15 protein-coding genes are annotated in these 14,573 nt (G+C 67.7%); 9 read left to right on the forward strand and 6 right to left on the reverse strand.

From position 1 onward, the window contains the following. Positions 1-161: 161 nt before the first annotated feature. The 5 genes from ACGFX9_RS35280 to dnaA all read right to left on the reverse strand — a co-directional run bounded on the left by ACGFX9_RS35280 (position 162) and on the right by dnaA (position 6,813). On the reverse strand, positions 162-767 hold the full coding sequence (locus ACGFX9_RS35280; protein ID WP_393482861.1) for a DUF721 domain-containing protein: 606 nt from the start codon (positions 765-767) through the stop codon (positions 162-164). Further along, positions 764-1,885 (reverse strand): DNA replication/repair protein RecF, encoded by a 1,122-nt coding sequence (gene recF, locus ACGFX9_RS35285; protein ID WP_393482864.1) that lies wholly within the window; start codon positions 1,883-1,885, stop codon positions 764-766. The genes ACGFX9_RS35280 and recF overlap by 4 nt, the downstream gene beginning before the upstream one ends. Before the next feature lie 73 nt (positions 1,886-1,958). After that, positions 1,959-2,843, reverse strand: a complete 885-nt coding sequence (gnd, locus tag ACGFX9_RS35290; protein ID WP_393482868.1) for a phosphogluconate dehydrogenase (NAD(+)-dependent, decarboxylating) — start codon at positions 2,841-2,843, stop codon at positions 1,959-1,961. Between the two features lie 89 nt (positions 2,844-2,932). Continuing rightward, positions 2,933-4,063, reverse strand: coding sequence for a DNA polymerase III subunit beta (dnaN, locus tag ACGFX9_RS35295; RefSeq protein ID WP_393482871.1), 1,131 nt, complete (start codon positions 4,061-4,063; stop codon positions 2,933-2,935). A gap of 851 nt (positions 4,064-4,914) precedes the next feature. After that, positions 4,915-6,813, reverse strand: a complete 1,899-nt coding sequence (gene dnaA / locus ACGFX9_RS35300; RefSeq protein ID WP_393482874.1) for a chromosomal replication initiator protein DnaA — start codon at positions 6,811-6,813, stop codon at positions 4,915-4,917. A gap of 367 nt (positions 6,814-7,180) precedes the next feature. Between dnaA and rpmH the strand changes: the two genes are divergently transcribed. The 9 genes from rpmH (at position 7,181) to ACGFX9_RS35345 (ending at position 14,111) form a co-directional block, all read left to right on the forward strand. Continuing rightward, positions 7,181-7,318, forward strand: coding sequence for a 50S ribosomal protein L34 (gene rpmH, locus ACGFX9_RS35305; RefSeq protein ID WP_100597229.1), 138 nt, complete (start codon positions 7,181-7,183; stop codon positions 7,316-7,318). Between the two features lie 21 nt (positions 7,319-7,339). Continuing rightward, positions 7,340-7,711, forward strand: coding sequence for a ribonuclease P protein component (rnpA, locus tag ACGFX9_RS35310; RefSeq protein WP_393482877.1), 372 nt, complete (start codon positions 7,340-7,342; stop codon positions 7,709-7,711). Then, on the forward strand, positions 7,708-8,067 hold the full coding sequence (gene yidD / locus ACGFX9_RS35315; RefSeq protein ID WP_393482880.1) for a membrane protein insertion efficiency factor YidD: 360 nt from the start codon (positions 7,708-7,710) through the stop codon (positions 8,065-8,067). Before rnpA ends, yidD begins: the two co-directional genes overlap by 4 nt. 3 nt (positions 8,068-8,070) lie before the next feature. Next, a complete protein-coding gene (gene yidC, locus ACGFX9_RS35320; RefSeq protein ID WP_393482883.1) occupies positions 8,071-9,363 on the forward strand; it encodes a membrane protein insertase YidC in 1,293 nt (430 codons plus the stop codon). A 14-nt stretch (positions 9,364-9,377) separates the two neighbouring features. After that, positions 9,378-9,899 (forward strand): protein jag, encoded by a 522-nt coding sequence (locus ACGFX9_RS35325; protein WP_393482886.1) that lies wholly within the window; start codon positions 9,378-9,380, stop codon positions 9,897-9,899. A 99-nt stretch (positions 9,900-9,998) separates the two neighbouring features. Continuing rightward, positions 9,999-10,715, forward strand: a complete 717-nt coding sequence (gene rsmG, locus ACGFX9_RS35330; protein WP_393482889.1) for a 16S rRNA (guanine(527)-N(7))-methyltransferase RsmG — start codon at positions 9,999-10,001, stop codon at positions 10,713-10,715. A 285-nt stretch (positions 10,716-11,000) separates the two neighbouring features. Beyond that, complete coding sequence (locus tag ACGFX9_RS35335; protein ID WP_393482955.1) at positions 11,001-12,077, forward strand: ParA family protein; 1,077 nt, start codon at positions 11,001-11,003, stop codon at positions 12,075-12,077. Continuing rightward, positions 12,074-13,186, forward strand: coding sequence for a ParB/RepB/Spo0J family partition protein (locus tag ACGFX9_RS35340; RefSeq protein ID WP_393482892.1), 1,113 nt, complete (start codon positions 12,074-12,076; stop codon positions 13,184-13,186). The genes ACGFX9_RS35335 and ACGFX9_RS35340 overlap by 4 nt, the downstream gene beginning before the upstream one ends. A 307-nt stretch (positions 13,187-13,493) precedes the next feature. Then, positions 13,494-14,111, forward strand: coding sequence for a GNAT family N-acetyltransferase (locus ACGFX9_RS35345; RefSeq protein ID WP_393482895.1), 618 nt, complete (start codon positions 13,494-13,496; stop codon positions 14,109-14,111). Positions 14,112-14,207: 96 nt separating this feature from the next. Here ACGFX9_RS35345 and trxA read toward each other — a convergent pair whose 3' ends face one another. Beyond that, positions 14,208-14,540, reverse strand: coding sequence for a thioredoxin (gene trxA, locus ACGFX9_RS35350; RefSeq protein ID WP_135332065.1), 333 nt, complete (start codon positions 14,538-14,540; stop codon positions 14,208-14,210). Positions 14,541-14,573 lie beyond the last annotated feature (33 nt).

A 14,573-nucleotide genomic window follows, 5' to 3' on the forward strand; every position in this document is an offset into this window, starting at 1 on the left:
GTAGCGCCGACAGTGATGGGGCTTTGCCGGTACCTGAGTCCGCATGTGCCGTCCTGAACCGGCCTCATCCGACTCCCCATATGCGGCCCGGGGCTCTAAGAGGCTCACAGCGGCACTCAGCGCTTCGGGGTGTCAACCCCGAGCTACCACCCGGTACGGCCTCAGCCGTAGGTGTCGCCGGGGCCCGTGCTGCCCGGGGCGCGCAGGGGTCCGAAGCGGCGCGCGGGGCCGCCGGGACCGAGGACTTTGATGAGCCGGACGGTGCCGTGGCCGAGGTCCTCGTTGAGGCGCGCGACCAGCTGCGGGGCCATGAGCCGCAGCTGAGTCGCCCACGCCGTGGAGTCGCACTGCACGGTCAGGATCCGCTCGCTCTCGTCGTAGCGCTGCGGGACACAGTGGTTGGCCAGGTCGTCGCCGACGATCTGCGGCCAGCGGCCCATCACCCCGCCGACCGCGGCCGGCGTCTCCCAGCCGCGCTCGGTGATCAGGCGGTTGATCGCGGACCCGAGCGGCAGCGGATCACGCCCGTCGGAACGCGCGCCGGAGCGCAGGCCGCCCCTGCGGGCCTGCTTCTTCTGCTGCGCGGCGTCGCCACGCGCGCGTGCCTGCTCCTTGGCGGCGCGCAGGGCGACCCTGGCGAGGTCGACGCCGGAGGGCTCGGGCGTCTTCGGCGTCTCCTTGGGAGCGCCCTGCGGGGCGTCCCTGTCGTTGGCGTTCTTGGCGTTCTCGGCGTTCTTGGCGTTGTCGGCGAGCTCTTCGGCGCTCATACGCGGTCCACCGCGCCGTCCGCCACCGCGAACCGCGTCCCGGCGAGCACGCCGGGCACGTCGTCGTCCACCGCGGCCGTGACCAGGACCTGCTCGCCCGGCGCCACCAGCTCCGCGAGGCGCTCCCTGCGGCGCGTGTCGAGCTCCGCGAACACGTCGTCCAGGACGAGCACCGGTTCGTTGCCCTCGGCGCGCAGGAGGTCGTACGAGGCCAGGCGCAGCGCAAGGGCGTACGACCAGGACTCGCCATGGCTCGCGTACCCCTTCGCGGGGAGCTGGCCCAGCTTCAGGAGCAGATCGTCGCGGTGCGGCCCGACCAAGGTCACGCCCCGCTCGACCTCCTGCTTGCGCGCCTCTTCGAGCGCGGACATGAGCTGCTCGTACAGCACCTCGCGGGTGTGGCCTTCGCCGGGCGCCGATGGCTTGTACTCCAGCGCGACGGGGCCGCCGCCGGGCGCCAGCTGCTCGTACGCCTTGTCGGCGAGCGGCTGCAGCGCGGCGATCAGGTCGAGCCGCTGAGCGAGCAGTTCAGCGCCCACGCGCGCGAGGTGCTGGTCCCAGACGTCGAGCGTGGACAGGTCCATGGAACGCCCGCCGTGCCGCCGCGCGAGGGCCGCCGACTTCAGGAGGGTGTTGCGCTGCTTCAGTACGCGGTCGTAGTCGGACCGGACACCCGCCATACGCGGTGAGCGCGCCGTGATCAGCTCGTCGAGGAAACGCCTGCGCTCACCGGGGTCGCCCTTGATCAGCGCAAGATCCTCGGGGGCGAACAGCACGGTGCGTACGATTCCGAGCACGTCGCGCGGTCTGACCTGCGAGGACCTGTTGATACGGGCGCGATTGGCCTTGCCGGGGTTGAGTTCGAGCTCGATGAGCTGCTGACGCTCGCCCTGCCGGACCGCGGCCCGGACGACGGCACGCTCGGCGCCCATGCGCACCAGGGGCGCGTCCGATGAGACCCGGTGGCTGCCGAGGGTGGCGAGATAGCCGACGGCCTCGACGAGGTTGGTCTTGCCCTGGCCGTTGGGGCCCACAAACGCGGTGACGCCCGGATCGAGAGGGACCTCGACCCGGGCGTACGACCGGAAGTCGGCCAGCGACAGATGCGTGACGTGCATGGTGTGCGCGGACCTCCCCCGGACTACTTCGCTTGGCGCTACAGCCCTGCACCCTGCACAGGCTGTGGATGGATCAGTGCTCGCTCTTGGACTCGACGGCGTGACCACCGAACTGATTGCGCAGCGCCGCGATCATCTTCATCTGCGGCGAGTCGTCCTGCCGCGAGGCGAACCGGGCGAAGAGCGATGCGGTGATGGCGGGCAGCGGCACGGCGTTGTCGATGGCGGCTTCCACCGTCCACCGGCCCTCTCCGGAGTCCTGCGCGAAGCCGCGCAGCTTGGCCAGGTGCTCGTCGTCGTCCAGGGCGTTGACCGCGAGGTCGAGCAGCCAGGAACGGATGACCGTGCCCTCCTGCCAGGAGCGGAAGACCTCGCGCACGTCCGTGACGGAGTCGACCTTCTCCAGGAGCTCCCAGCCCTCGGCGTAGGCCTGCATCATGGCGTACTCGATGCCGTTGTGAACCATCTTCGAGAAGTGCCCCGCGCCGACCTTGCCCGCGTGGACCGAGCCGAAGTCACCCTCCGGCTTGAGGGCGTCGAAGACCGGCTGGACCTTCGCGATGTCCTCGGAGGCGCCGCCGTACATCAGGGCGTAGCCGTTCTGCAGGCCCCAGACGCCACCGGAGACGCCGCAGTCGACGAAGCCGATGCCCTTGGCCGCGAGCTCCTCGGCGTGCTTCTCGTCGTCCGTCCAGCGGGAGTTTCCGCCGTCCACCACGACGTCACCGGGCTCGAGCAGCTCGGCGAGCTCGTCGACGGTGGACTGGGTCGCGGCTCCGGCCGGAACCATCACCCATACGACGCGCGGGCCCTTCAGTTTGCTCACAAGCTCTTCGAGGCTGTGGACATCCGCGACGTCCGCGTTGCGGTCGTATCCGATGACGGTGTGGCCTGCGCGGCGGATGCGCTCACGCATATTGCCGCCCATCTTGCCGAGGCCGACGAGACCGAGCTCCATCAGTGGTTCCTTAAGTAGCGATGTGGCGTGGTGGCACTTTCGTACCCGCGTCCGAGCCTACGCCCGGACGCACGCTCACACCTGTGGGCTCAGCCGCTCAGACGTACGGGCATGATCAGGTACTTGTACGCGTCGTCATGCTCGGCATCCAGGGCCGGCTTTCCGCTCAGGAGCGCGGGCTTCGTCGACGTCGTGAACGACAGCTGGGCGACCGGCGAGTCGATCGCGCTCAGGCCGTCGAGCAGGAACGTCGGGTTGAACGCGATCGAGACGTCGTCGCCGTCGAGCTGGGCGTCGACCCTCTCCACAGCCTGTGCGTCGTCGCTGGAACCCGCCTCGAGGATCAGCACGCCCTGCTCGAAGCTGAGCCGCACCGGAGTGTTGCGCTCGGCCACCAGGGCCACGCGCTTCACGGCCTCGACGAACGGGGCGGTCTCGATGACCGCGATCGAGTTGAACTCCGTGGGGAAGAGCGTCTTGTACTTCGGCAGGTCGCCCTCGAGCAGACGCGTCGTCGTACGCCGGCCCGCGCCCTCGAAGCCGATCAGGCCCTCACCGGCGCCGGTGCCCGAGAGCGCGATGGTGACCGTGTCGCCACTGGTCAGCGCCTTGGCGGTGTCCTGGAGCGTCTTGGCGGGCACCAGGGCGACCGCGGAGGCCTCCGGGTCCTCCGGCTTCCACATGAACTCACGGACCGCGAAGCGGTAGCGGTCGGTCGAGGCGAGGGTGACCGTGTCGCCCTCGATCTCGATGCGTACGCCGGTCAGCACGGGGAGCGTGTCGTCGCGGCCGGCGGCGATGGCCACCTGGTTGGCCGCGGCGGCGAAGACCTCACCGGGGACGGTGCCCGTGGCGGTCGGCATCTGCGGCAGCGCGGGGTACTCCTCCACAGGAAGCGTGTGGAGTGTGAATCGCGAGGAGCCACAGACCACCGTGGCCCGCACACCGTCTGTGGAGATCTCCACCGGACGGTTGGGCAGGGCGCGGCAGATGTCGGCGAGCAGCCGGCCGGAGACGAGGACCGTGCCCTCGTCGTCGATCTCGGCGTCGACGGAGACACGGGCCGAGACCTCGTAGTCGAAGCTGGAGAGGCTCAGCGCGCCTTCCTCGGCCTTCAGCAGCAGGCCCGCGAGGACTGGCGCCGGTGGCCGGGCCGGGAGACTGCGCGCCGCCCACGCCACCGCCTCTGCGAGTACGTCGCGTTCCACCCGGATCTTCACTTAGCCGCCCTCCTGCTGTTGCTGGCACTGGGGACCAGTCTGACGCACAGCACTGACAGTGGGTGCCCGTCGGGGTCAAGTCGTGACGAGGGGCGCCGGAGTCCCGGAGCGCGAGTTGTGCACAGGCCCCTCTTCGAAGCCAATTCCCCGGTGACTCTAGGGGGTAGTAGTAGTAGGGCCTGTGGAAACCGTGGATAACCCCGTTTGCGCAGGTCAGAGCCGGTTTTTTATCCACCGCGCCTGTGGGCGGGACCGGTGGACAACCGGTGGTTTCTGTGGACAGGCGAAAGTTCTGCACACCCGATGCACAGGCAGGGGGTACTTCTCCCCAACGCTGTCCCCAGTTTTACCCACCTTCCCCACAGGCCAACCGACCACATTGGTGTGACGCCTTTCACTCGGCACGGTGACAGGGCGCGTTGCGTTGCCGAACAGTGGACAGCGATGTGGAGAAGCTGGGGAAAGCTGGGGACAACCCGCCCGAGCCTGTGGGTTGCCGGTGGACAACTTCATGCACACCCTGTGGACAAGATTTTCATCCACACCCTGTGGAGGGTCGTCGTCCACGAATCCACAACCACCTGACCTGGCTTGATGATCCTTCAGCAGGGTCCCCTGTGGACAGCATCTGGACAACTTCTCAGTCCCCAGGGTGTGGAGGGAAGAAAGTGCGCACATCTGTGGAGAACAGGCCTCTCAGCTGGGGAAATCGAACAGCTGGAGGGCGCTGACGGGCCTCACGCGCGCGTACGCGACAGCAAAAGGCGCCCCGGAAGGTGTCCCGGGGCGCCTTTCAGGTGGAGCTCTCAGTGCGTCTGGCAGAAGTAGCGGAGAAGCGGCAGAGAGGCCCGTCAGCCGTTCTTGATGCGGTTGGTGAGCTCGGTGACCTGGTTGTAGATCGAGCGCCTCTCGGCCATCAGCGCGCGGATCTTGCGGTCCGCGTGCATGACGGTCGTGTGGTCGCGCCCGCCGAACTGCGCGCCGATCTTGGGCAGGGACAGGTCCGTCAGCTCGCGGCAGAGGTACATCGCGATCTGGCGTGCCGTCACCAGGACGCGGCTGCGGGAGGATCCGCAGAGGTCGTCCACGGTCAGCCCGAAGTAGTCCGCGGTGGCGGCCATGATGGCCGGCGCCGTGATCTCCGGAGCCGCGTCCTCGCCGCCCGGGATCAAGTCCTTGAGGACGATCTCCGTCAGACCCAGGTCCACCGGCTGCCGATTGAGCGAGGCGAAGGCCGTGACCCGGATCAGTGCGCCCTCGAGCTCACGGATGTTGCGTGAGATACGGGACGCGATGAACTCCAGGACCTCCGGCGGGGCGTTGAGCTGCTCCTGCACCGCCTTCTTACGAAGGATGGCGATACGCGTCTCCAGCTCCGGCGGCTGGACGTCGGTGATCAGTCCCCACTCGAAGCGGTTGCGCAGCCGGTCCTCCAGGGTGACCAGCTGCTTGGGCGGCCGGTCACTGGAGAGCACGATCTGCTTGTTCGCGTTGTGGAGCGTATTGAAGGTGTGGAAGAACTCCTCCTGCGTCGACTCCTTGCTCGCGAGGAACTGGATGTCGTCGACGAGCAGGATGTCCATCTCGCGGTACCGCTTGCGGAAGGTGTCGCCCTTGCCGTCGCGGATGGAGTTGATGAACTCGTTCGTGAACTCCTCGGAGCTCACGTAGCGCACGCGCGTGCCGGGGTAGAGGCTGCGGGCGTAGTGCCCGATCGCGTGCAGCAGATGCGTTTTTCCGAGCCCGGACTCCCCATAGATGAACAGGGGGTTGTAGGCCTTGGCGGGAGCCTCGGCGACAGCGACCGCGGCCGCGTGCGCGAAGCGGTTCGAGGCGCCGATGACGAAGGTGTCGAAGAGGTACTTGGGGTTGAGGCGCGCGGTGGGCTCGCCGGGAGCCGAAGCCGGGGCGGGCTGCGCGGCGAGCGGGCCGGGGGCGCCGCTGCCGTGGACGCCGTGGCCGTTGCCGTGGCCGCCGCCCCTGGGGTCGGAGTGCCCGCCGGAGCCGGGGGACTGCTCGTGCCGCTCCCGCCGGTCGTGGCGGTCCTGCTGGTGGTCCTGCCGCTCCTGGCGGTGCTGTTCGTACGGTGAGCGGTTCTGCGGCGGCTGCGAACGGTAGTCGTGCTGGGGCTGCTGCGGGCTCGCGTACGGGTCCCGGTCGGGGAAGCCGAGCCGCTGCTGCTGCCAGCCGTAGTCGTCCTGCTGCTGGGGCTGCTGCTGCGGCCAGGCGCCGGGTCCGGGGCGCTGGTAGTCGGGGTACGCGGGGCGGGCGCTGGGCAGCTGGTCGGGCCGGGGGCCCGAGGAGTGCTCGTCCGAGGTGCGGCGGCCGTAAGCGTCGTACGACTCATGTCCCTGGCCGGGGCCCTGGTGCTGATCGGGGTCTTCGTAGCGCTGCTGCTGCGGGCCGGGCTGTTGCTGGTGGGGCTGCTGCTGGTGGGGCTGCGCCGACGGGGAGGGCCGGTCCATGGGGTCGCCGACCGAGTCGTCCACCGTGATGGCGATGCGGATCGGGCGACCGCACTCGCGGCTCAGCGATTCGCTGACGATGGGCGCGAGCCGCCCTTCCAGTACGCCTTTGGCGAATTCGTTCGGCACGGCGAGCAGTGCGGTGTCGGCGACCAGCGCCAGCGGCTGGCAGCGCTTGATCCAGCGCTCGTCCTTCGCCTCGACCCCGTGCCCCCGCCCCTCACCCAGCAGCTGCTCCAGCACTCGTGGCCACACTGCGGCAAGATCGGCAGGTACGTCAGCCACAAGGCACGCTCTCTCACGGGGTCCCACGAAGGTGTGGTTCTTGGGACGGAAATCGGGATGGGGAGGGAGAAGGGAATGAATCGGAGTTTGGCCACGGTAGTCAGGGCAACGGCTGCGGTTCAAGTTGTTGTCCACAGGCTGTGCACAGTGTCCCTCCCTGACGGCTGGTTTGACCGGATGGCGTAGCCCCGCGTACCGTGACCAGGTCGAGTTGTCGATGGCTGCTGCCGCCTGCCTCCGATGGGCAAAGATCACGATCTGTGATTGTGAAGCGGTGCACTCGGTGCGTATTCGCGAGTTCCTCGTGGGCGCACGGTGACAGCCAGGCGATGTCCCGCCACCACACAATCATTTCTGGAGCCCCCGAGTGAGCAAGCGCACCTTCCAGCCGAACAACCGTCGTCGCGCCAAGACCCACGGCTTCCGCCTGCGGATGCGCACCCGTGCCGGTCGCGCGATTCTCGCGAACCGTCGTGGCAAGGGTCGCGCCGAGCTTTCCGCCTAAACGTATTTAGGTCATGACGTCGTGCTGCCTACCGAGCATCGGCTGAGGCGGCGCGAAGACTTCGCGACCGCTGTACGCCGAGGACGACGGGCCGGACGCCCGCTTCTCGTCGTCCATCTTCGTAGCGGTGCAACGGACCCGCACGCGCCTGGGGAGAGCGTTCCCCAGACGCGTGCGGGTTTCGTCGTGAGCAAGGCCGTCGGCGGAGCAGTCGTACGCAACAAGGTGAAGCGCAGGCTTCGCCATCTGATGCGTGACCGGGTGGCCCTGCTGCCCCCCGGTAGCCTGGTAGTCGTACGAGCGTTGCCCGGTGCGGGCGACGCCGACCATGCACAGCTGGCCCAAGACCTGGATGCCGCTCTTCAGCGGCTGCTGGGAGGGGGCGCTCGATGAAGTACCCACTGCTGGCTCTGATCAAGCTGTACCAATGGACGATCAGTCCGCTGCTTGGCCCGGTGTGCAAGTACTACCCGTCGTGTTCCCGCTACGGCTACCTGGCCATCGACCGGCACGGTGCGATCAAGGGAACGGCGCTCACTGCCTGGCGCATCCTTCGGTGCAATCCGTGGTCGCTCGGTGGTGTCGACCATGTCCCGCCGCGCAAGCGACCGCGGTGGCACGAGATGCTGCGCACCATGTGGCGCGAACGCAAGGGCGGGCCCTCCGCCGCTGGCGTGCCGTCCGGGGAGAGCGCCCCGGATACCCCTGGCCCGGCCGCCGAGACCCCGTCCCATGCTCAAGGAGCCTGATTAGTGGACACGATTGCCAGTCTGTTCAGCTTCATCACGACACCCGTTTCCTGGGTCATCGTCCAGTTCCACTCGCTGTACGGGGCCATTTTCGGCCCTGACACGGGCTGGGCCTGGGGCTTGTCCATCGTGTCCCTGGTGATCCTGATCCGTATCTGCCTGATCCCGCTCTTCGTGAAGCAGATCAAGGCGACCCGGGCGATGCAGACGCTGCAGCCCGAGATGAAGAAGATCCAGGAACGCTACAAGAGCGACAAGCAGCGTCAGTCCGAAGAGATGATGAAGCTGTACAAGGAGTCGGGTACCAACCCGCTCTCCTCGTGCCTTCCCATCCTGGCGCAGTCGCCGTTCTTCTTCGCGCTGTACCACGTGCTCTCGGGCATCGCGTCGAACGACACCATCGGCGTCATCGACAAGCCGCTCCTCGAGAGCGCGCAGAAGGCGCACATCTTCGGCGCCCCGCTGGCCGCGAAGTTCATGGACAGCGAGGAAAAGGTCGCGGCGCTGCACGCCTCGCTGACCGACGTCCGCGTCGTCACCGCGATCATGATCTGCCTGATGTCGTTCTCGCAGTTCTACACACAGCGCCAGCTGATGACGAAGAACGTGGACACGACGGTCAAGACGCCGTTCATGCAGCAGCAGAAGATGCTGATGTATGTCTTCCCGGTCATGTTCGCCGTGTTCGGCATCAACTTCCCCGTCGGTGTCCTCGTCTACTGGCTGACCACCAACGTGTGGACCATGGGCCAGCAGATGTTCGTGATCCGCCGGAACCCGACTCCGGGCTCCAAGGCCCAGGCCGCGTTCCTGGAGCGCCTGCAGAAGCAGCTCTCGCACACCAAGAAGGTGCGGGGCCGTGGCAACACGAACATCATCAAGGCGATCGTCGCCAAGGGCCGGGACCGCAACGAGTTCGAGCGGAAGTTCATCAACGGTCTGAGCAAGGAAGGCCTCGTGGCCCAGGCCGACGGCTCCGTCGTCCAGAGCGACACCACGGACGCCGCCGAGACCGAGGACGGCGCTACGGCGGCCGGCACTCCGAAGCGGCAGCAGCCCAAGCGCCAGAGCAAGTCGCAGCGTCAGTCCGCAGCCGCGCAGAGCGCCGCCAAGGCCGAGAGTGACACGGACGCGGCCCCTGCGAAGACGTCGCTGGAGAAGGCTCAGGACGAGCCTGAGGACGCCGCTCCGAAGGGCAAGCCCGCAGGCGGCAAGACCGGGTCAGGTAACGCACGCCAAGCCAAGTCGGGGCAGCGCAAGGGTCAGCAGCGGCCCAAGCACCCGTCGAAGAAGTAGAAGGAGTCCATCCCGTGACGGAAGGCACCACTGCCCCCGCCGAGGCCGACGTCGAGCCCGGCGACACCCTCACCCGTCTTGAGCAGGAGGGTGAGATCGCGGCGGACTACCTCGAGGGTCTGCTGGACATTGCGGATCTCGACGGTGACATCGACATGGACGTCGAGGCCGACCGCGCCGCTGTCTCGATCATCAGCGACTCGAACAGCCGTGACCTGCAGAAGCTCGTCGGCCGTGACGGTGAGGTTCTGGAGGCGCTCCAAGAGCTGACGCGCCTCGCGGTGCACCGCGAGACCGGTGACCGCAGCCGTCTGATGCTGGACGTCGCGGGCTACCGCGCCAAGAAGCGTGAGGAGCTCTCCGAGCTGGGCGCCAAGGCCGCGGCCGAGGTGAAGAGCTCCGGCGAGCCGGTCAACCTCAAGCCGATGACGCCCTTCGAGCGCAAGGTCGTGCATGATGCGGTCAAGACCGCCGGTCTGCGCAGCGAGTCCGAGGGCGAGGAGCCGCAGCGCTTCGTCGTCGTACTGCCCGCCTGATCGCACATCGCTTACCCGGCCCCGTCTGTTCACAGGCGGGGCCGGTCTTTGTCAGCCTGATAGTCAGCCACCCCAGTGCGGTACGGAAGGACGGTCCCCGTGACGGAGGCAGCGGAGCTCCCCTCGGCGCCCGAGCAGGCCCGGGCGGTATTCGGTGAGCGCTTCTCGGACGCGGTCCGGTACGCGGAGTTGCTGGCCGACGCGGGAGTACAGCGCGGGCTGATCGGTCCCCGCGAAGTGCCCCGGCTGTGGGAGCGGCACCTGCTCAACTGTGCGGTCCTCTCCGAGGTCGTGCCCGAGAACGTGATGGTGTGCGACGTCGGCTCGGGTGCGGGGCTGCCGGGCATTCCGCTGGCCCTCGTCCGCCCGGACCTGAAGATCACTCTGCTTGAACCGCTGCTGCGGCGGACCACGTTTCTGACCGAGGTGGTCGAGCTGCTCGGCCTGGACCACGTGACGGTTGTGCGTGGAAGGGCCGAGGAGGTCCTTGGCAAGCTGCCTCCCGTCCACGTGGTGACCGCGCGGGCTGTGGCGCCGCTGGACCGCCTCGCGGCCTGGGGCGTGCCCCTGCTGCGTCCGTACGGAGAGATGCTGTTGCTCAAGGGCGACACCGCCGAGGAAGAGGTCAAGGGTGCGAGCGCCGCGCTGAGCAAGCTCGGCGCGGTGAACACTTCGGTGCTGCATGTCGGTGAGGGCGTGGTGGACCCGCTGTCCACGGTCGTTCGCGTCGAGGTCGGGGAGAGCCCCGGTGGTGTCCGCTTCGCCGCCAAGCGCGCGAAGGCCGCCCGTACGAGCCGGACCCGTCGCCGCCGCTGAGGTCGTCCCGGCCGCGTCGTTCATCCGTCCTGACGACGAGCCGTACTCCACAAAAGCTGCCAAACGTACGCATACCGGGGTGTCGCACAAGCGGCACCCCGGCTGCCGTGCATCGTGTTTCACGTGAAACGTCGCTCACTGCTGCATGGCATCATCAGTCGCGGCCGCGCTGCGGAACCCCGCGACCGCCGACCACTCGGGTCCCTCGATAGGGGAACCGAGTTGTCCACAGAGGTGGATTCGTCCACAGAAGCCCGGGCCTCGCTGGTTCACGACCCTCAAAGCATGGGAGGCTCTGTTCATTGCGAGCCTGAAGTCGAGGAGAGTGAATCCTTGCGGTCCGACGCCAACATCGCGGGACCGATGACCGATCCGGTCCCCGGTCCCCGTACCGAGTCGGCGGGGGAGGATGTTTCACGTGAAACACCGCCCCCGATGGACGACACCCCTATCGGTCGTGCTGCCCAACTGGCGGTGGAAGCCCTGGGTCGTGCAGGCGAAGGCCTGCCACGACCTGAGCAGACACGCATCATGGTGGTCGCCAACCAGAAGGGTGGAGTGGGCAAGACGACGACAACCGTCAACCTCGCCGCTTCGCTCGCTCTGCATGGCGCGCGTGTCCTGGTCGTCGACCTCGACCCGCAGGGCAACGCCTCCACGGCTCTGGGGATCGATCACCACGCCGAAGTTCCTTCGATCTACGACGTGTTGGTCGAGAGCAAGCCACTGTCGGAAGTCGTACAGCCGGTCGCCGATGTCGAGGGACTCTTCTGCGCCCCGGCCACCATCGATCTCGCCGGTGCGGAGATCGAGCTGGTGTCGCTGGTGGCGCGGGAGAGCCGACTGCAGCGGGCGATCCAGGCGTACGAGCAGCCGCTGGACTACATCCTCATCGACTGCCCTCCGTCGCTCGGGCTGCTGACGGTCAACGCCCTGGTGGCCGGCGCGGAGGTGCTGATCCCCATTCAGTGCGAGTACTACGCACTGGAAGGCCTTGGCCAGCTCCTGCGCAACGTCGACCTGGTGCGGGGGCACCTCAACCCCCATCTGCACGTCTCGACGATCCTGCTCACCATGTACGACGGCCGGACTCGGCTCGCGTCGCAGGTGGCGGACGAGGTGCGGACCCACTTCGGCGAAGAGGTCCTGCGGACGAGCATCCCTCGCTCGGTTCGCATCTCCGAGGCGCCGAGCTACGGGCAGACCGTGCTGACCTACGATCCGGGGTCGAGCGGTGCCCTTTCGTACTTCGAGGCGGCACGGGAGATCGCGCTCCGCGGTGTCGGTATTCGCTACGACGTACAACACGCCCAGCTGGGCGCTCAGAACGATCAGCACAGCACGACGGAGGGGATGCAGTGAGCGAGCGACGGAGAGGGCTGGGGCGTGGCCTCGGCGCCCTGATCCCTGCGGCCCCGACGGAGAAGTCGGCCGCCCAGGCCATGGGCGGAGCTTCGAGCTCGCCCAGTGCTGTGCCGGTACTCACCGCCGAGCGGGGTGTGGCCGCCGCGAAGGTGGCGGCGCTCCCGCAGAGCCCCGTTTCACGTGAAACGGAAGAGCCGACGACCGAAGCGGTGGAGACACCGGAGAGTCCGGTCGGTGCGCACTTCGCCGAGCTGCCTCTCGACTTCATCACGCCCAACCCGAGGCAGCCCCGTGAGGTCTTCGACGAGGACGCCCTCACCGAGCTGGTGACCTCCATCAAGGAGGTCGGCCTTCTCCAGCCTGTCGTCGTGCGGCAGGTGGGAGCCAGCCGCTACGAGCTCATCATGGGCGAGCGGCGCTGGAGGGCCTGCCGGGAGGCAGGACTCGAGCGCATCCCGTCGATCGTCAGGGCGACGGACGACGAGAAGCTCCTCCTGGACGCGCTCCTGGAGAACCTGCACCGCGCGCAGCTGAACCCGCTGGAAGAGGCTGCCGCCTACGACCAGCTACTCAAGGACTTCAACTGCACGCATGACCAGCTGGCGGACCGAATCGGCCGTTCCCGTCCGCAGGTCTCGAACACGCTGCGGCTGCTGAAGCTGTCGCCGGCGGTTCAGCGCAGGGTCGCCGCCGGAGTGCTCTCCGCGGGCCACGCTCGTGCTCTGCTGTCCGTCGAGGACTCGGAGGAGCAGGACCGCCTGGCGCACCGGATCGTCGCCGAGGGTCTCTCGGTGCGGGCCGTCGAAGAGATCGTGACTCTCATGGGTTCGCGGCCGCAGAGCACCCCGCGGGCCAAGGGGCCGCGTGCGGGCGCCCGGGTGTCGCCGTCGCTTGCCCAACTCGCCACGCGTCTCTCGGACCGGTTCGAGACCCGGGTGAAGGTTGATCTCGGGCAGAAGAAGGGCAAGATCGTCGTCGACTTCGCCTCGCTGGAGGACCTGGAGCGCATCCTCGCGACTCTGGCCCCGGGCGAGGGCCCGGTCCTGAAGAGCGGTCTTGCCGAAGACTCCGCCGAGGACGACTCGGACGAGGACCAAGAGGGCTGAGCCTCATCACCCTGTCCGCCGAGAGCGGGCCGTGTCCGGTGTGTACCGGAACACGGCCCGCTCTTTGCTTTCTTACGGTATCGGTGCAATCGCATCGTGGATACGATGCGATTGGGTATGGCACATCCAGCTGACGGCACCTCTTGGGGGAGGCGAGGGCCATGCGATCGGTGAGCCGGACCGGACTGATGTCTGCGGGCCTTGGGCTGGGAGCTGTCGGCGGATTCGTCGGCAGCCTGCTGAAGGAACGGAGTGCTCTGACTGCCGCCCGCGATGCGGCGGGCGAAGGAAGTGAGGAACCGCCTTCATGGGGCGTCGGCTCGTACCGCTCACGCTGGACAACCTTCCGGACCTTCCCAAGCGTTGCCGGTCGTGTGTCTTCTGGGAGCTGGACCCGGTCAGCGGCCAAGCCGCGGTAAAGGCCGGTACGCCGGAGCTGGAGAAGGAGGCGTGGATCTCCGCAGTCCTGTTGGAGTGGGGGTCCTGTGGCCGTGTCGTCTACGTCGATGACGTCCCGGTGGGCTTCGTGATGTACGCCCCGCCGGCGTACGTGCCTCGCTCCACGGCCTTCCCGACGAGCCCGGTGTCCCCCGATGCCGTGCAGCTGATGACCGCCTGGATCATGCCCGGCTATCAGGGCCAGGGACTTGGCCGCGTGATCGTGCAGACGGTCGCAAAGGATCTGCTGCAGCGTGGGTTCAAGGCGATCGAGGCCTTCGGCGACGCGCGCTGGGAGAAACCCGCCTGTGTACTGCCCGCCGACCATCTACTGGCAGTGGGCTTCAAGACGGTCCGTCCGCATCCCTCGTATCCCCGGCTGAGGCTTGAGCTGCGTACGACGCTCTCCTGGAAGGAGGACGTCGAGTTGGCGCTCGACCGACTGCTCGGGGCGGTACAGAAGGAGCCTGTGCTCCGGCCGCTCTGATCCACCCCCTGTCATGCGAATGGGCCAGCCCTGGAGGGCTGGCCCATTCGTGTTTCACGTGAAACAACGCGTCGCCTGATGCGGCGACGACGCTCGTTACTCGGCGATGAAGTCCGCGAGGTCACGCTCAAGAGCGGCCTTCGGCTTGGCGCCGACGATCGTCTTGGCCACCTCTCCGCCCTGGTACACGTTCAGGGTCGGGATCGACATGACGCCGTACTTGGCGGCGATGCCCGGGTTCTCGTCGATGTTGAGCTTCACGATCTCGATCTTGTCGCCGTGCTCGGCCGCGATCGCCTCAAGAGACGGCGCGATCTGGCGGCACGGTCCGCACCAGGCGGCCCAGAAGTCCACCAGGACAGGCTTGTCGTTCTTCAGGACGTCTTCCTCGAAGGAGGCGTCGGTCACGTTCTTCAGGGTGCCGGCCACGGCGGGGCTCCTTAACTCGGTGGTGCGGTGGGG

The organism is Streptomyces sp. NPDC048436 (assembly GCF_043200355.1).
Taxonomy (GTDB): Bacteria; Actinomycetota; Actinomycetes; order Streptomycetales; family Streptomycetaceae; genus Streptomyces.